The following is a 16736-nucleotide window of genomic DNA, read 5'->3' as shown; positions in this document are numbered from 1 at the left end:
GACAGGCGGGTCGGTCCGGGCAGGAGGGACTGGGTGTCTCGGGATTCGGGAGGGGGTTTCGGGGTGGTGACGGGTGATGGCTGCCATTTCTTGCGCAAGGAATGCTTGACTCTTGCAGTGCAATGGCGGCATTCTGCTCAGACACCCTGCGCCGCACCAGAAGCCGCCACAGAACGGGATCGACAGCGATGACCTCCGCCCCCAGCACCACCCCACGCACCGCCGGCGACGACTGGTGGCGGTCCGCTGTCGTCTACCAGGTGTACGTCCGCAGCTTCGCCGACGCGAACTCCGACGGCGTGGGTGACCTCCAGGGCATCCGGCAGCGCCTGCCCTACCTGCGCGATCTCGGCGTGGACGCGCTCTGGCTGACGCCGTTCTACACCTCGCCGCAGGTCGACGCCGGCTACGACGTGGCCGACTACCGCGACGTCGACCCGCTGTTCGGCAACCTGACCGACTTCGACGAGATGATCACCGACGCGCACGCGCTCGGCCTGCGGATCATCGTCGACATGGTGCCGAACCACACCTCCAGCGCGCACCCGTGGTTCGCCGCCGCGCTCGCCGCCGGGCCGGGCTCTCCGGAGCGCGAGCGCTACCTGTTCGCCGACGGCAAGGGCGAGCAGGGTGAGCTGCCGCCGAACGACTGGGAGAGCATCTTCGGCGGCCCGGCGTGGACGCGCGTGGTCGACGGCCAGTGGTACCTGCACCTGTTCGACCCGGCGCAGCCCGACCTGAACTGGCGCCACCCGGAGGTGCGGGCCGAGTTCGAGGACGTGCTGCGCTTCTGGCTGGACCGGGGCGTGGACGGCTTCCGGATCGACGTGGCGCACGGGATGATCAAGGCCGAGGGCCTGCCGGACGTCGGCTTCAACTCGATGACCACCGGCCAGCGCCAGTCCGAGCTGCTGGGCAAGGGCCGGCTGCCGTACTTCGACCAGGACGAGGTGCACGACATCTACCGCGCCTGGCGGCCGATCCTGGACAGCTACCCGGGCGGCCGGATGGCCGTCGCCGAGGCATGGGCCGAGACGCCGCAGCGGCTGGCCCGCTACATCGGCCCGGACGAGCTGCACCAGGCGTTCAGCTTCGACTTCCTCGACGCCACCTGGTCGGCCGACTCGTTCCGCAAGGTGATCGACACGGCGCTGGCCGAGTCCACGATCGTGGGCGCGCCGACCACCTGGGTGCTCTCCAACCACGACCGGCAGCGGCATGTCACCCGGTACGGCGACGGCGAGGTCGGCCTGCGCCGCGCCCGCGCCGCCGCGCTGCTGATGTTCGCGCTGCCCGGCTGCGCCTACGTCTACCAGGGCGAGGAACTGGGTCTGCCGGAGGTGCTGGACCTCCCCGACGAGCTGCGTCAGGACCCCGCGTTCCGGCGTACCGGGGAGAGCCGGGACGGCTGCCGCGTGCCGATCCCGTGGGGCGGCGAGCTGCCCCCGTACGGCTTCGGGCCGGGCGGCAGCGAGCTGAGCTGGCTGCCGGCGCCGGCGACCTGGCGGTCGCTGTCGGTGGCCGCCCAGACCGGGGTGCCCGGCTCGACGCTGGAGCTGTACCGGACCGCGCTGCGCATCCGGCACGAGCACCCGGCGCTGGCCGGCCTGGACGGCATCACCTGGCTGGAGACCGAGCCCGGTGTTCTGGCGTTCCGCCGCAGCGCCGGGGACGCCGAGGTGACCTGCGTGGTGAACATCAGCGGCGCCGACGTGACGGTGCGCGGCTACGGCCGCCCGCTAGTCGCCAGCGCCGGCCTCACCGAGCGGGGCGACGGGTACGTCCTGCCGGTGGACGCGGCTGCGTGGTTCGAACGGCGCTGAGCCGGGTAACCCGCCAACGACCTGGCCGTCCGTTGTGCCCCGCGCCGACGGGCGGCTGGGCTGCCGACCCCTTGTGGTGGGGGGTGAGGTGGCCCCGGCCCCTCGGGAGTGCGCTCCCGGGGGGCCGGCGTCCATCGGGGAGCGCGCGCGTCCTCAGCCGCCCTTGGCGGTGAGCAGCGCGGCGATCCGGGCGAACCCGGCCCGGATCTCCTCCCGGTCGGGCGCCTTCGCCGGCTCGGGCTCCGGCTCGCGTTCGGCGGCCAGTTCCAGCTCCTCGTCGATGACGTCCTCGAAGTCGCCGTAGAGGTCCGCCTGGTCGACCTGCGCCGCCTCGTCCTCGGCGGCGATCTGCGCGGCCGCGATCTCGCTGCGGATCTCCTCCGGCGTGAGCGCCGGCAGCAGCGGCTCCACCACCGCCATCAACTGCTCGTCGGCCACCACCGCCTCGGCCAGCGCCAGCGCGTGCGGTCGCTCGTACGGGCCGCAGACCACCGGCTCCCAGTCGTCCTCGGCGCCGAGCGGGCCGAACGTGATGATCCACGGCAGGCCCCGGATCGGGGAGTCGTCCGGCAGGTCCAGTGTCACGAGTGCGCCCACCGGCCCATCATGGTCGTCGCGTATCGGCCCGGGGAACGCAAACATCGGACTCTCCCCGCTTCGGGGACCACGCTCAGCCACGCGTACCGGCGTCCAGCGCCGCACGGACCAGGGCGACGGCCCGCTCCGGCGGGACGCCCAGGCGACGCGCCTGCTCGGCGTACTCGGCGGCGGCCCGGTGCAGCCGGTCGGTGGCGTCGTCCCGGCCGGGGGCGACCACCGTGCCGTGCCGGCCGCGCGTCTCGACCAGACCGGCGCCCTCCAGCTCCCGGTACGCCCGTGCCACGGTGTTCACCGCGAGCCCCAGGTCGGCGGCGAGCTGCCGCACCGCCGGAAGCCGGGTGCCCACCGGCAGCCGCCCGTCGCCGATGCGCGCGGCGAACTGCGCCCGCACCTGCTCGTACGGCGGCACCGCCGACTCGGCGTCGATCCGGATCCGCGCGCTCACCCCGCTCCCCCCGGTGTGCCCGGTTCGGTCTCCTCGTCGAGCACGTCCGCCTCCACGTCCACCTCCCGGGCCCCGCCCTCGGCCAGGTCCACCACCCGGCCGTACCGGCTGGTGGCGGCCAGCGCGGCGCCGAAGAGGACGAGCTGGTTGAGCAGGTAGAGGTAGAGCAGCAGGCCCACGGCGGTGGCGACCACCGTGTACGCGGGGTTCCGCTCGGTGCGTACCACGTAGTAGCGCCCCACGGTGTTGAGCAGGGTGATCCCGACGGCGATGGTCAGGATCGCCGGGCGCAGCCGGCGCCGGCTCATCCGCAGCCGGGGCACCGCCAGCAGCAGCGCGGCGGCGAGCACGGCGTTGACGAGCACGCTCAGCACCGCGCTGACGGTGGTCAGGCCCACCGAGCCGGTGCTGCGCAGCAGGAAGCGCAGCAGCGACTCCAGCGCGTCCACGGCGGCGACCGAGACGAACAGCAGCACGAAGACGGCGACCAGCACGCCCAGGTCGACCAGTCGTCGCACCACCAGGTTGCCGGGCTGCTGGTTGAAGCCGTACATCAGCCGCTGCGAGGACCGGATCGCCTCCACCCAGCCGATGCCGGTGAAGACCAGGATGACCAGGCCGACCACGCCGACAGTGCCGCTGCTCTCGGCGATCTGCGCCGGGTCGAGGAAGGGCAGGTTCTCCTCCAGGAAGTGCGCCGCGCCGCGGCTGACCTCCTCGTTGTCCCGCAGCACCGCGCCGAAGATCCAGTACGCGACGAGCGCGAGCGCGAACACGGCGAAGAAGCCGTAGTACGCGATGGCGGCGGCGAGCCGCCCGGCGAGCAGGTCGGCGTAGAGCGTCCCGGCCCGCCAGACGTGGTCGAAGACCGACGAGCGGCTCCGGGCCGCGTCGATGCGGCGCCCCACCGCCGCCTCGATCCGGCCGAAGACGTTCACCCCGTCATCCTCGCCGATCTCCGCCCGTGGCGGAGGGGCCCCGGCCGGTCGGATGTTCAGCTCCGGCCGCCGAGCCGGAAGTCGCGGCGGGGCTGCCACCGGGTCGCCCCGCTGTGCGAGAACAGCGTGAACGCGTCCACCTGGAACAACGCGGAGAAGTCGGCCAGATCCTCGTACGCCTTGTCGAGCACCTCGGGCGGCACGTCCTGCGCCACCGTGACGTGCGGGTGGTACGGGAAGCGCAGCTCGCGCCGCAGCTCGGGGGCCGAGTTGATCGCGGCGGCCAGCAGTTCGCACTCGCTGATCCCGGCCGCCACCGCCACGAACACCACCTGGGTGACCGGGCGGAACGTGCCGGTGCCGCGCAGGTGCAGCGTGAACGGCAGGTGCGCGGCGGCGACCCGGGCCAGGTGGTCCTCGACGGCGGGCAGCGCGCGTACCGGGATCTCGGTGGGCCCGAGGAGGGTGACGTGCGCGGGGACGGCGAGCGGGTCGCCGGCCTCGACCCGGCGGCGGGTGAGCATCCCGCCCCAGGGCTCGGGGACGTCGACCGCGATCCCGATCTGGATCGTGTCCGCGCCGCCCGGCGCCGTGTCACTGCCCGCCACGTCGCGCGCCACCCCTCCGGCCACCGGCTGCGTCACCCGTTCCCGCCCGTCCGGGCCGTTACTCGAACCGCACCGGCGGGAAGAAGCCGACCCGCTCGTACGCGTCCCGCAGCGTCCCGGCGGCCACCACCCGGGCCTTCTCCGCGCCCCGCACGAGCAGCTTGTCGAGCTGCGCCGGGTCGTTCAGGTAGGCGTTCGTGCGTTCCTGGATCGGCGTGACGAACTCCCGCACCACCTCGGCGAGGTCCTTCTTCAGGTCGCCGTAGCCCTTGCCGTCGTACGCGGCGACCAGGTCGTCGATGCTCCGGCCGGAGAGCGCGGAGTAGATCGTGAGCAGGTTGGTGATGCCCGGCTTGCCCTCGGCGTCGAAGACGATCTCGCGGCCGGTGTCGGTGACCGCCGAGCGGATCTTCTTGGCCGAGCGGGCCGGGTCCTCCAGCAGGTCGATGATGCCGGCCGGGGAGGACGACGACTTCGACATCTTGGCCGTCGGATCCTGGAGGTCGGTGATCTTCGCGGTGTCCTTCACGATGTGCGGGGAGGGCACGGTGAAGGTGCGGCCGAACAGCGAGTTGAACCGCTGCGCCAGGTCGCGGGAGAGCTCCAGGTGCTGCCGCTGGTCCTCGCCGACCGGCACCGCGTTCGCCTGGTAGAGCAGGATGTCGGCGGCCTGGAGGATCGGGTACGTGAACAGGCCGACGCTGGCCCGCTCGCTGCCCTGCTTCTGCGACTTGTCCTTGAACTGGGTCATCCGGCCGGCCTCGCCGAAGCCGGTGATGCAGCCGAGCACCCAGGCCAGTTGCGAGTGCTCGGGCACCTGCGACTGCACGAACAGCGTGCTGCGCTCCGGGTCCAGGCCGAGCGCGAACAGCTGCGCGGCGGCGACCCGGCTGCGGCGCTTGAGCACCAACGGGTCGTGCCCTGCGGTGATCGCGTGCAGGTCGACGACGCAGTAGTAGGCGTCGTGGCTGTCCTGCAACGCCACCCAGTGCCGCAGCGCGCCCAGGTAGTTGCCGAGGTGGAACGAGTCGGCCGTCGGCTGGATGCCGGAGAAGACGCGCGGGCGGGCGGGTACGTCGGACATGGCGGCAATTCTGTCAGCAAGCCCCGGCGTCCGTCATGACGGGCCGGTGGATCGGGCGGGTACGGGCGGAAGCGGACCGTTCACCTCACGTCGGGGCTCGGGCAGCCGTGCGGCGGAGACCGCCAGGCGGGACACCCGCCGGCCGTCGAGTGTGAGCACCCGCAGCAGCCAGCCGGCCGGATCGGCGGGCACCGATCCGTCGGCCGGATCGACGGCCACCGGCACCTCGTCGCCGGCCACCGGCAGCCGGCCCAGGGCGGCCATCACGAACCCGCCCACCGTCTCGTACGGCCCGGCGGGCAGCGGCACGCCGGTGCGCTCGGCGAAGTCGGTCAGGTTGAGCCGGCCGTCGACGACGGCGGGCAGGCCGGCGGGTTCCGGTTCGAGGGGGCCGTGCTCGTCGTCCCGGATCTCCCCGACCAGTTCCTCGACCAGGTCCTCGCAGGTGACGATGCCGGCGGTGCCGCCGTACTCGTCGACGACGACGGCCAGGTGGTGACCCTCCCGGCGCATCTCGGTGAGCGCCGCCAGCACGCGTTTGCTGTCCGGCAGGCGCTTGACCTCCCGGATCAGGTCGCCGACCAGCAGCGGCCGGTCCGATTCCGGGCGCAGCAGCACGTCCCGCAGGTGCACCATGCCGACCACGTCGTCGTGGGTGCCGTCGACCACCGGGTAGCGGGTGTGCGGGTCGGCCCGGACCAGCCGCTGGGCCTGCGCCAGCGGGAGCGCCGCGCTGAGGAAGACCACCTCGGTGCGGGGCACCATCACCTCGCGGACGAGCCGGGCGCCGGCGACCAGCACCTCGTCGATGATCCGCCGTTCGTCCGGGTCGAGCAGCGTGTTCGCCGCGACCAGGTCCCGCAGTTCGGCCTCGCTGATCCGTTCCCGGCCGGCGGTGGGGCTGGCCCCGAGCAGGGCGGTGACGAGGCGGGTGGCGCCGTCGGCGCCGCGCACCACGAGACGGGCCACGGTGCGGGCCAGCGGGCCGGGTTCGCGTCGGGGCCGCCCCGACGGTTTCCGCCGGGGCCCGGGACCACCACCCTCCCGCATGAGAAGGATGGTAGACAGCGGCCACCGCACGCTCGGCCCGATGTGCGAATCTGTTCAATCGTGAAGGATTATGATGGAATAGAGGCAGGCTCAACTCGACAGCCGTGACACAGCCCCCGGCCGTAGGGTGATCACGGGACGGCCGCCGCGGGACGCGGCCCAGGCAGGAGGACCGACGTGAAACTGCTCGTCACCGGCGGCGCCGGCTACATCGGCAGCGTGGTGACCCGGATGCTGCTCGACCACGGCCACCAGGTGACCGTGCTGGACGACCTGCGCACCGGTCACCGGGAGGCCCTCGCCCCCGACGCCACCCACGTCGAGCTGCCCGTGCACGAGGCCGCCCGGGTGCTCACCCCCGACGCCGGGTTCGACGGCGTGCTGCACTTCGCCGCCCTGATCGCCGCCGGCGAGTCGATGATCCGCCCCGAGCTGTACTGGCACACCAACACGGTCGGCTCGATCGCGCTCATCGACGCGGTCCGCGCCGCCCGGGTGCCGCGGATGGTCTTCTCCTCCACCGCCGCCGTCTACGGCAACCCCACCGAGCTGCCCATCCCGGAAACCGCCGTCAAGGCCCCCACCAGCACCTACGGCGCCACCAAGCTGGCCGTCGACATGGCGCTCACCTCCGAGGCGATCGCACACGACCTGGCCGCCGTCTCGCTGCGCTACTTCAACGTCGCCGGGGCGTACCTGCGCGACGGGCTGGCCATCGGCGAGCGGCACGACCCGGAGACCCACCTCATCCCGATCGCGCTCGACGTGGCCGCCGGGCGGCGGGAGAAGCTCCAGCTCTTCGGCGACGACTACCCCACAGTCGACGGCACCTGCGTACGCGACTACATCCACGTCGAGGACCTGGCCCGCGCCCACCTGCTCGCGCTGGACGCGGCCACCCCGGGCCGGCACCGGATCTACAACCTCGGCAACGGCAACGGCTTCACCAACCGCCAGGTGGTCGACGTGGTCCGCGAGGTCACCGGGCACCCGGTGCCGGTCGAGGTGGCCCCCCGCCGCGAGGGCGACCCGGCCGAACTGGTCGCGTCCTCCGCGCTGGCCCGCGACGAGCTGGGCTGGACGCCGGCCAAGCCGACCCTGCACGACATGGTCGGCGACGCCTGGGCGTTCTACCGGGAACACGTCACGGGCCAGCCCTCATGAACGTCGCCGACCGCGCCACGGCCGGCTTCCGGCAGCGGTACGGCACCGAGCCGGCGGGCCGCTGGGCGGCTCCCGGACGGGTCAACCTGATCGGCGAGCACACCGACTACAACGACGGCTTCGTGCTGCCCTTCGCGCTGCCGCTGCGTACCGTGGTCGCCGCCGCGCCCACCCCCGACGGACGCTGGACGGTCTGGTCGGAGCTGGACGACGAGCCGGTCGAGTTCGGCCCGGCGGAGGCCGACGAGCCCGGCCGGGTCGACGGCTGGGCCGCCTACGTGGCCGGGGTGGTGTGGGCGCTGCGCGCCGACGGCCACGACGTGCCGGGCGCGCGGCTCGCCGTCGCCTCCGACGTGCCGGTCGGCTCCGGGCTCTCCTCGTCGGCGGCGATCGAGTCGGCCGTGCTGGCCGCCCTGGTCGACCTCGGCGGGCTCGACCTGCCCGCCGGGCGGTGGCCGCGGCTCGCCCAGCGGGCCGAGAACGACTACGTCGGCGCGCCCACCGGGATCATGGACCAGTCCGCGGTGATCCGCGGCCGGGCCGGGCACGCGCTGTTCCTCGACTGCCGCACCGAGGAGATCGAGCAGATCCCGTTCGACCTGGACGGCGCCGGGCTGGCCGTGCTGGTGATCGACAGCCGGGCGCCGCACCGGCACGCGGACGGCGAGTACGCGGCCCGCCGCGAGAGCTGCGAGCGGGCCGCCGCGACACTCGGCGTGACCGCGCTGCGCGACGTGACGGTGGCCGGGCTCGACGCCGCGCTGGCCCGCCTCGACGACGACGAGACCCGCCGCCGGGTGCGGCACGTGGTGACCGAGAACCAGCGGGTCCTCGACACCGTCGCGCTGCTGCGCGCCGGCCGGGTCCGCGACACCGGTCCGCTGCTGACCGCCTCGCACGCCTCCATGCGCGACGACTTCGAGATCACCGTGCCGGAGATCGACACCGCGGTCGAGGCGGCGCTGTCCGCCGGGGCGTACGGCGCGCGGATGACCGGCGGCGGCTTCGGCGGCTGCGTGCTCGCCCTGGTCGACGCCGGCTCCGCCGACGCGGTGGCCGCCGCCGTCACCGACGCGTACGCCCGGAACGGCTTCACCGCCCCCGGCACGCTCACCGTCCTGCCGGCCGGCGGCGTCACCCGCCTGGACTGAACGCGAAAGGCCCCCGGCGCAGCGCCGGGGGCCTTCTCGTCACGTGCGTCAGCCGGCCTCGACGATCATGCCGGCGCCGACCGTACGGTTCGTCGACTCGTCGATGATCACGAAGCCGCCGGTGGTCCGGTTACGGCGGTACTCGTCGGCCAGCAGCGGAACAGTGGTCCGCAGCCGGACCCGGCCGATCTCGTTGAGCTTCAGCTCGGCGGCCGTCTCGTCGCGGTGCAGCGAGTTGATGTCCAGCCGGTAGTGCAGCCCGCGCACGATCGCCCGCGCCGAACGGGTCGTGTGCTTGATCGCGTACTTGCCGCCGACCTGCAACGGCCGGGTCTCGTCCATCCAGCAGACCATCGCCTCGATGTCCTGCACGGCCATCGGGGCGTTGTTCGGCCGGCAGATCATGTCGCCGCGGGAGATGTCCAGCTCGTCGGTCAGCCGGACCGTCACCGACATCGGCGGGAACGCCTCGTCCACCGGGCCGTCGGCCGTCTCCACCGCCGCGATCCGGCTGGTGAAGCCGGACGGCAGCACCATCACCTCGTCGCCCGGCTTGAGCACGCCCGAGGCCACCTGACCGGCGTAACCCCGGTAGTCGGTGACGGTGGTGGACTGCGGCCGGATCACGTACTGCACCGGGAACCGCACGTCGACCAGGTTGCGGTCCGAGGCGATGTGCACCCGCTCCAGGTGGTGCAGCAGCGACGGGCCCTCGTACCAGGGCATGTTCTCCGAGCGGGTGACGATGTTGTCGCCCTGCAGCGCGGAGACCGGCACCACAGTCAGGTCCGGTACGTCGAGCTTCGCGGCGAACGCGGTGAACTCGTCCGCGATCCGCTCGTAGACCTCCTGCGACCAGTCCACCAGATCCATCTTGTTCACGCACAGGACCAGGTGCGGCACCCGCAGCAGCGAGCAGAGGAACGCGTGCCGGCGGGACTGCTCCACCAGGCCCTTGCGCGCGTCCACCAGGATCAGCGCCAGGTCGGCGGTGGAGGCGCCGGTGACCATGTTCCGGGTGTACTGGATGTGCCCCGGGGTGTCGGCGATGATGAACTTCCGCCGCGGCGTGGCGAAGTAGCGGTACGCCACGTCGATGGTGATGCCCTGCTCCCGCTCGGCGCGCAGGCCGTCGGTGAGCAGCGCCAGGTTGGTGTACTCGTCGCCCCGGGCGGCGCTGACCGCCTCGACGGCGGCGAGCTGGTCGCTGAACAGCGACTTGGTGTCGTAGAGCAGACGGCCGATCAGCGTCGACTTGCCGTCGTCGACGCTGCCCGCGGTGGCGAACCGCAGCAGGTCCATCGGCCGGGCGGTCTCGCTCTCAGCCGGGGCCAGGGTCTCGACGCTCATCAGAAGTAGCCCTCTCGCTTGCGGTCCTCCATGGCGGCCTCGCTGACCCGGTCGTCACCGCGGGTCGCGCCGCGCTCGGTGATCCGCGTGGCGGCCACCTCCTCGATCACCTTCTCCACCGTGTCGGCGTCCGAGCTGACCGCCGCGGTGCAGGAGGCGTCACCCACGGTCCGGTACCGCACCTGGGCCTTGAACGGCTGCTCACCGGCGCGGGCCCGGAAGAACTCGTTGACCGCGTAGAGCATCCCGTCGCGCTCGATCACCTCGCGCTCGTGCGCGTAGTAGATCGACGGCAGCGGGATCTGCTCCCGCGCGATGTAGTGCCAGACGTCCAGCTCGGTCCAGTTCGACAGCGGGAACACCCGGATCGACTCGCCCGGGTGGTGCCGGCCGTTGTAGAGCGCCCACAGCTCCGGACGCTGGTTCTTCGGATCCCACTGGCCGAACTCGTCGCGGAAGCTGAACACCCGCTCCTTGGCCCGCGCCTTCTCCTCGTCGCGCCGGGCGCCGCCGAACAACGCGTCGAAGCGGTGCTTCTCCACCGCCTCCAGCAGCACCGGCGTCTGGATCCGGTTGCGCATGCCGTCGGCGGACTCGCGGACCAGGCCCTTGTTCAGCGCCTCCGGCACGCTCGCCACGATGAGCTGCAGGCCCAGCTCGGCCACCCGCCGGTCGCGGTAGTCGAGCACCTCGGGGAAGTTGTGCCCGGTGTCCACGTGCATCACCGGGAAGGGGATGTTGGCCGGCGCGAACGCCTTCTGGGCCAACCGGAGCATCACGATCGAGTCCTTGCCGCCGGAGAACAGCAGCACCGGCCGTTCCATCTCGGCGACGACCTCGCGCATCACGAAGATGCTCTCCGCCTCGAGCGCGTCGAGGTGCGACACCTGGTACGCGGCGGGGGACGTCATGACACGAACTCGATTCGCACGGATCCGTACATCGGATTCCAGACCTTTCAGGTCGGACTCGTGAAGAAGAACGCTCAGGTTACCCGGAATGCCGCTGCAACGCTGCAAGCAACCGACTCGCGAGATCCTTGCGGCAGACCAGCAGATCCGGTAGGCGCGGGTCGGCCCCGTTGTATTTCAGCGCAGAACCGTCGATCCGGGAAGCATGCAGACCGGTGGCCGTCGCCACAGCGACCGGAGCGGCCGAATCCCACTCGTACTGACCGCCCGCGTGGATGTACGCGTCGACCTCACCGGTCACCACGGCGGCGATCTTCGCGCCCGCCGAGCCCATCGGAACCAGATGAGCGCCGACGTCCTCTGCCAGGTCGGTCAGGAAAACCGGCGGACGGCTACGGCTGGCCGCCAACCGGATGACCCGCGCGCCGCCCCCGATGGCCGCCTCCACAGTCATCGGCGGGTACGCCGGCGGGTGGTCCGTGCCGAGCACCCGGTGCTGGGCCGGCAGGGCCACCGCGCCCGCCACCAGACCGTGCGGCGTCGACGCGTTGCGCGACCAGAGCGCCACGTGCACCGCCCAGTCCGCGCGCCCCTCCTCCGCGTACTCCCGGGTGCCGTCCAGCGGGTCGACGATCCAGACCCGGTCCGCGGTCAGACGCGGCAGCGCCTCGTCGGTCACCTCCGCCGTCCAGGCCAGCCGCGAACCCTCGTCCTCCTCCGACAGCACCGCGTCCGCCGGCCGCCACTTCGCCAGCTCGGTGCGGATCAGGTCGTGCGAGACCTTGTCACCGGCCGACCGGAGCGCGCCCGCGTCGGCGAAGCCCATCTCCGCGCGCAGGGCCGTCAGCGCCTGACCGGCCCGGGACGCCAGCCACCGGGCGAACCCGCCGTCGATCATCGGAGGACTGCCCATGATGCTCCCGTCACCCGCCTTCGCTCCCGCCGCCCGAGGCTACCGGCCGCGCTCCGCCCCGCCGGTCAACCCCCGTGGTACAGGTTCTGCGTCGGCTCCACGCCCTTGAGAACCACGGACTCCACCACGTCCGCCGCGCGGTCCACCAGGAACTCCAGCTCCTTGCGCTCCGCCGAGGAGAAATCCGAGAGTACGTAGTCGGCCGGGTCCTGCCGGCCCGGCGGCCGGCCGATGCCGAACCGCACCCGCACGTACTCCTTGGTGCCGAGCGACTTCGACATCGACCGCAGGCCGTTGTGCCCGCCCTCGCCGCCGCCGCACTTCACCCGCACCTGCCCGTACGGGATGTCCAGCTCGTCGTGCACCGCGATCACCTGCGCCGGCGGGATCTTGTGGAACTGCGCCAGCCCGGCCACCGGACCACCGGAGAGGTTCATGTACGTCAACGGCTTCAGCAGCACCAGCTTCGGACCGCCGAACCCCAGCCGCCCCTCGGCGGCCTCGGCCATCGCGCGCTTGTGCCGCCCGAACTTCGCGCCCACCCGGGCCGCCAGCAGGTCCGCCACCATGAACCCGACGTTGTGCCGGTTGTTCGCGTACTCCCGGCCGGGGTTGCCCAGGCCGACCACCAGCCACGGCCCCGCCTCGTCCGTCACCCGACGCCCCTTCCCGCTCGCTCGCCCGACCAGTCCCGATACGCCGACAGGCGCCCCCGGGAACCGGGGACGCCTGTCGCACAGCCTTGCGGACCGGTCAGGCCTCGGTCTTCGCCTCGGCCGGGGCCTCCTCGCCCTCGGCGGCCGGAGCGCCCTCGGCACCCTCGGCGGTCTCCTCGCCGACCTCGGCCTCGGCCTCCTCGGTGGCCTCCTCGACCTCGGGGAGGGTGGCCTCGAGCTGCTCGGCGGTCGGAGCGGCGGTCACCGAGGCGACAGCGGTCTCCTCGTCGGTGGCCAGCTCGACGCCGGACGGCAGCTCGACGTCGGCGGCGGTGATCGTGGTGCCCGGCTCGGCGCCCTCGATCGACGCCTCCAGGTGGTCCGGCACCTTGGTCGCGTCGGCGGTCACCGACAGCGTGTCGTGGTCGTGCACGATCAGGGTGTCCTTCGCGGCCTCACCGGTCAGCTGGACCGGGACCTCGACGGTGACCTTCTCGCCCCGGCGGACCAGCAGCAGGTCCACGTGCTCGAAGGTGTCCTTGATCGGGTCACGCTGGATCGCCTTCGGCAGCGCCAGCACCTGGGTGCCGTCGCTGACCTCGATCGCGAAGAGCTGGTTCGCGCCGCCCTTACGGATCGCGGCGGCGAACTCCCGCGCCGGAAGCGCGATGTGCTTGGGCTTCTCGCCGTGGCCGTACAGCACGGCGGGCACCTTGCCGGCCCGGCGGGTACGACGGGCACCACCCTTGCCGAACTCGGTACGGGGCTCGGCGCTGATCTTTACCTCGGACACGGGGAAACTCCTGATGCTTCGCTGCGGCGGCTTGTCGTCTGGCGGTGCTGGGGCGAGGGGCTCGCTGGGGCTAGGGTCATGAACGACCGCCCGGAGCACCGCGTCGATGACGGCGCCTCCGTGCGGTGCTTGTCAGCAGCCCGCCGGGCACCCTCGCCGTGGCAACCGCACCAGTCTACCCGAGGGAATTCCCGGCTCTCCGGCAGTCCCCCATATCACCGCCCGGCCGCTTGCGCAGGGCATCGGCCCGGTCGCCGGAGACACCCCGGCGACCGGACCGGCGCGCTCAGCTCAGGCCACCGAACAGGGTGGTCACCGACCCGTCGTCGAAGACCTCCCGGATCGCCCGGGCCAGCAGCGGGGCGATCGACAGCACGGTCAGCTTGTCCAGCTGCTTCTCCGACGGCAGCGGCAGCGTGTTCGTCACCACGACCTCGCTGATCGGGCTGTTCTTCAGCCGCTCCGTCGCCGGGTCGGACAGCAGCGCGTGGGTCGAGGCGACCACGATCTCCGCCGCGCCCTGCTCCTTGAGGATGTCCGCCGCCTTGGTGATCGTGCCACCGGTGTCGATCATGTCGTCCACGATCAGGCACACCCGGCCCTCGACCTCACCGACGACCCGGTTCGCCACCACCTGGTTCGGCTTGAGCGGATCGCGGGTCTTGTGGATGAACGCCAGCGGACAGCCGCCCAGCCGGTCGGTCCAGCGCTCGGCCACGCGTACCCGGCCCGAATCCGGCGCGACCACGGTCATCGGCCGGCCCGCGTACTTGTGCTCCACGTACTCGGCCAGCACGTCCATCGCGAACAGGTGGTCCACCGGGCCGTCGAAGAAACCCTGGATCTGCGCGGTGTGCAGGTCCACGGTCAGGATCCGGTTCGCACCGGCGGTCTTCAGCAGGTCGGCGATCAGCCGCGCCGAGATCGGCTCCCGGCCGCGGTGCTTCTTGTCCTGCCGCGAGTACGGGTAGAACGGCAGCACCACTGTGATCCGCTTGGCCGAGCCGCGCTTCAGCGCGTCGACCATGATCAGGGTCTCCATGACCCAGGTGTTCACGCCGTGCGTCACGGACTGCACCACGAAGGCGTCCGAACCACGGACCGAATCCTTGTACCGTACGAAGATCTCGCCGTTGGCGAAGTCGTACGCGTCGGCCGGCGTCGGCGCGACGCCGAGCACCTCACCGATCTCCTTGGCCAGCTCCGGAAAACCCCTCCCGGAGAAGAGCATCAGGCTCTTGCGGTTTTCGGCGACGATGCTGCCCATGGGCCCGTCTGCTCCCGTATGTCGGTGGTACCCGGCGGCGGTGGGCCGGGGACTGTTCGGTTGCAGTATGCCCCCGGTTCAGCGATCCACCCACGGCCCGGCGGCCGCCGTGGAGTCAGTCACCTTCGCTTGCGGCGCCGCCCGTGTCCGACGCACCCTCACCGGCCCGCCGCGCCGCCTCCGCGGCGTCCGTGCCGGCCCGCTTGCGCAGCACCCAGCCCTCCACGTTGCGCTGCTGACCCCGCGCCACCGCCATCGCACCCGGCGGCACGTCCCCGGTGATCACCGAACCCGCAGCGGTGTACGCCCCGTCGCCCACCCGCACCGGCGCCACGAACATGTTGTCCGCCCCGGTACGCGCGTGACTGCCGATGGTGGTGTGGTGCTTGCGTACCCCGTCGTAGTTGACGAAGACGGTCGCCGCGCCGATGTTGCTGTGCTCGCCGATCGTCGCGTCCCCCACGTACGACAGGTGCGGCACCTTCGACCCGTCACCGATCGACGCCTTCTTGGTCTCCACGAACGTGCCGACCTTCGCCTTGCGGCCCAGCCGCGACTCCGGCCGCAGGTACGCGTACGGGCCGACGCTCGCCTGCGGTCCCACCTCGGCGCCGAGCGCGTGGCTGCGCACGATGCTCGCGCCCGCGCCCACCGCCGTGTCCACGAGCGTGGTGTCCGGGCCGACGAGCGCGCCCTCGCCGACCGTCGTGGCGCCCTGGAGCTGGGTGTTCTGGTCGATCACCGCGTCCCGCTCGACGGTCACCGTCACGTCGATCCAGGTGGTGTGGGGGTCGAGGATGCTGACCCCGGTCCGCATCCAGCCCTCGTTCACCCGGTCCCGCAGCAGGCGGCGCAGCGCGGCCAGCTCGACCCGGTCGTTGCAGCCGAGCGTCTCCACGTGGTCGGCGGCGCAGTGCACAGCCACCGGCTCACCGGCGTCGCGCAGCAGCGCGAAGACGTCGGTCAGGTACTCCTCGCCCTGGTCGTTGTCGGTGGAGAGCTTGCCCAGCGCCTCCCGCAGTCGAGCCGCGTCGAACGCGTAGATGCCCGCGTTGATCTCCCGCAGCGCGCGCTGCTGCGGGGTGGCGTCGCGCTCCTCGACGATCTGCTCCAGCCGCCCCTGCACGTCCCGCACGATCCGGCCCAGGCCGGTCGGGTCGGGCACCTCGGCGGCGAGCACCGTCGCCGCGGCGGCGGCGTCCTCGTGCGCCTCGACGATCGCCTGGACCGTGTCCGGCCGCAGCAGCGGCACGTCCCCGTTGATCACCACGACGGTGCCGGTGGCGTCCGGCACCGCGTCCAGCGCGATGCGGACCGCGTGCCCGGTGCCGAGCTGGCGCTCCTGGAGCACCGGCGTGGCACCCGGGGCCACCTCGGTCAGGTGCTCCCGGACCTGGTCGGCGCCGTGGCCGACCACGACCACGGTGCGGTCCGCGCCCAGCGGGCCGGCCGCGGCGAGGACGTGACCGAGCAGGGTACGGCCGAGCAGCGGGTGCAGCACCTTGGGCAGGGACGACTTCATCCGCTTGCCCTCACCGGCGGCGAGCACGACAACGGTGCGGAGGTGGGGCTGGGACACGACGTGGCTCCCGTCGGGACGGCGACAGTCTCGCGGTCATGCTAACCACGCGACGGAGGGCAAACAGCGGAAGCTCCCGGGAGAGGATTCGAACCCCTATAATCAGGACCAAAACCTGACGTCCTGCCATTAGACGACCCGGGATGGTCGAAAACGGGCAAATAGTAATCCGCCCGCCGGCTGCCTACACCTTACCGGTCACAAGGTGGATCTTCATTGCTCATTCCTTTCATGATCCCCTCGATCCTCCAGTAGAGCCGGACCCCGCCCACGACGTGCACGGTCAGGCAGCCGCGGTAGTCCACACCTACGTTTTTTCGCCTGGTCAACGGCCGATGCCTCTTGATCGTGGTGGGCTGGAAGCTCTCCGCCGGCACGCCCACCCGCGCCGCCCACCACCGCAC

15 protein-coding genes, 1 tRNA gene and 2 pseudogenes are annotated in these 16736 nt (G+C 72.2%); 3 read left to right on the top strand and 15 right to left on the bottom strand.

The window, feature by feature from the left end; genetic code table 11:
- Nucleotides 1-188 precede the first annotated feature (188 nt).
- The gene (locus EAD96_RS11750; protein ID WP_121684281.1) at nucleotides 189-1823 is read left to right on the top strand and encodes a glycoside hydrolase family 13 protein; all 1635 of its coding nucleotides are present in this window, start codon (nucleotides 189-191) and stop codon (nucleotides 1821-1823) included.
- 153 nt (nucleotides 1824-1976) lie between these two features.
- Here EAD96_RS11750 and EAD96_RS11745 read toward each other — a convergent pair whose 3' ends face one another.
- The 6 genes from EAD96_RS11745 to EAD96_RS11720 all read right to left on the bottom strand — a co-directional run bounded on the left by EAD96_RS11745 (nucleotide 1977) and on the right by EAD96_RS11720 (nucleotide 6548).
- Nucleotides 1977-2420, bottom strand: coding sequence for a hypothetical protein (locus EAD96_RS11745; protein WP_162959168.1), 444 nt, complete (start codon nucleotides 2418-2420; stop codon nucleotides 1977-1979).
- Between the two features lie 73 nt (nucleotides 2421-2493).
- Entirely contained in the window at nucleotides 2494-2868 is a 375-nt protein-coding gene (locus EAD96_RS11740) for a GntR family transcriptional regulator (protein ID WP_120571706.1), read from the bottom strand.
- The gene (locus tag EAD96_RS11735; RefSeq protein ID WP_120571707.1) at nucleotides 2865-3806 is read right to left on the bottom strand and encodes a YhjD/YihY/BrkB family envelope integrity protein; all 942 of its coding nucleotides are present in this window, start codon (nucleotides 3804-3806) and stop codon (nucleotides 2865-2867) included. Before EAD96_RS11735 ends, EAD96_RS11740 begins: the two co-directional genes overlap by 4 nt.
- 56 nt (nucleotides 3807-3862) lie before the next feature.
- Nucleotides 3863-4438 (bottom strand): 2'-5' RNA ligase family protein, encoded by a 576-nt coding sequence (locus tag EAD96_RS11730; RefSeq protein ID WP_233585657.1) that lies wholly within the window; start codon nucleotides 4436-4438, stop codon nucleotides 3863-3865.
- Between the two features lie 34 nt (nucleotides 4439-4472).
- Nucleotides 4473-5498, bottom strand: coding sequence for a tryptophan--tRNA ligase (gene trpS, locus EAD96_RS11725; RefSeq protein WP_120571709.1), 1026 nt, complete (start codon nucleotides 5496-5498; stop codon nucleotides 4473-4475).
- A 33-nt stretch (nucleotides 5499-5531) separates the two neighbouring features.
- Nucleotides 5532-6548 carry a hemolysin family protein gene (locus EAD96_RS11720; protein WP_199733144.1) on the bottom strand — a complete coding sequence of 339 codons (1017 nt, stop codon included), beginning with the start codon at nucleotides 6546-6548 and terminating at the stop codon, nucleotides 5532-5534.
- 177 nt (nucleotides 6549-6725) lie between these two features.
- Here EAD96_RS11720 and galE point away from each other — a divergent pair, with 177 nt between their 5' ends.
- Nucleotides 6726-7712, top strand: coding sequence for a UDP-glucose 4-epimerase GalE (gene galE, locus EAD96_RS11715; protein ID WP_121684279.1), 987 nt, complete (start codon nucleotides 6726-6728; stop codon nucleotides 7710-7712).
- Entirely contained in the window at nucleotides 7709-8863 is a 1155-nt protein-coding gene (galK, locus tag EAD96_RS11710; protein WP_121684278.1) for a galactokinase, read from the top strand. Before galE ends, galK begins: the two co-directional genes overlap by 4 nt.
- A 48-nt stretch (nucleotides 8864-8911) precedes the next feature.
- On the opposite strand, the gene EAD96_RS11705 is transcribed toward galK, so the two are convergent.
- From EAD96_RS11705 to EAD96_RS31505, 9 genes and pseudogenes are all read right to left on the bottom strand, one after another.
- Nucleotides 8912-10213, bottom strand: a complete 1302-nt coding sequence (locus EAD96_RS11705) for a sulfate adenylyltransferase subunit 1 (protein ID WP_120571714.1) — start codon at nucleotides 10211-10213, stop codon at nucleotides 8912-8914.
- Nucleotides 10213-11124, bottom strand: coding sequence for a sulfate adenylyltransferase subunit CysD (gene cysD, locus EAD96_RS11700; protein WP_120571715.1), 912 nt, complete (start codon nucleotides 11122-11124; stop codon nucleotides 10213-10215). The genes EAD96_RS11705 and cysD overlap by 1 nt, the downstream gene beginning before the upstream one ends.
- Before the next feature lie 79 nt (nucleotides 11125-11203).
- Nucleotides 11204-12037, bottom strand: a complete 834-nt coding sequence (locus tag EAD96_RS11695) for an inositol monophosphatase family protein (protein WP_120571716.1) — start codon at nucleotides 12035-12037, stop codon at nucleotides 11204-11206.
- Nucleotides 12038-12102: 65 nt separating this feature from the next.
- Nucleotides 12103-12693 carry an aminoacyl-tRNA hydrolase gene (gene pth / locus EAD96_RS11690; RefSeq protein WP_121684277.1) on the bottom strand — a complete coding sequence of 197 codons (591 nt, stop codon included), beginning with the start codon at nucleotides 12691-12693 and terminating at the stop codon, nucleotides 12103-12105.
- 97 nt (nucleotides 12694-12790) lie between these two features.
- Entirely contained in the window at nucleotides 12791-13486 is a 696-nt protein-coding gene (locus tag EAD96_RS11685; RefSeq protein ID WP_120571717.1) for a 50S ribosomal protein L25/general stress protein Ctc, read from the bottom strand.
- Between the two features lie 286 nt (nucleotides 13487-13772).
- Nucleotides 13773-14753 carry a ribose-phosphate diphosphokinase gene (locus tag EAD96_RS11680; RefSeq protein ID WP_013283956.1) on the bottom strand — a complete coding sequence of 327 codons (981 nt, stop codon included), beginning with the start codon at nucleotides 14751-14753 and terminating at the stop codon, nucleotides 13773-13775.
- Nucleotides 14754-14808: 55 nt separating this feature from the next.
- Nucleotides 14809-16332, bottom strand: a pseudogene (gene glmU / locus EAD96_RS11675) (bifunctional UDP-N-acetylglucosamine diphosphorylase/glucosamine-1-phosphate N-acetyltransferase GlmU); the annotation flags it as partial.
- Between the two features lie 73 nt (nucleotides 16333-16405).
- Nucleotides 16406-16476 (bottom strand) — tRNA-Gln (locus EAD96_RS11670).
- Between the two features lie 47 nt (nucleotides 16477-16523).
- A pseudogene (locus EAD96_RS31505) lies at nucleotides 16524-16736 on the bottom strand (hypothetical protein); the annotation flags it as partial.

Origin of the sequence: Micromonospora sp. BL1 (genome assembly GCF_003667485.1) — a bacterium.
In the GTDB taxonomy this organism is placed as follows: domain Bacteria; phylum Actinomycetota; class Actinomycetes; order Mycobacteriales; family Micromonosporaceae; genus Micromonospora; species Micromonospora tulbaghiae.
Note: the sequence above shows the minus strand (reverse complement) of the source record. Positions and strands in the feature narration are given on the sequence as shown.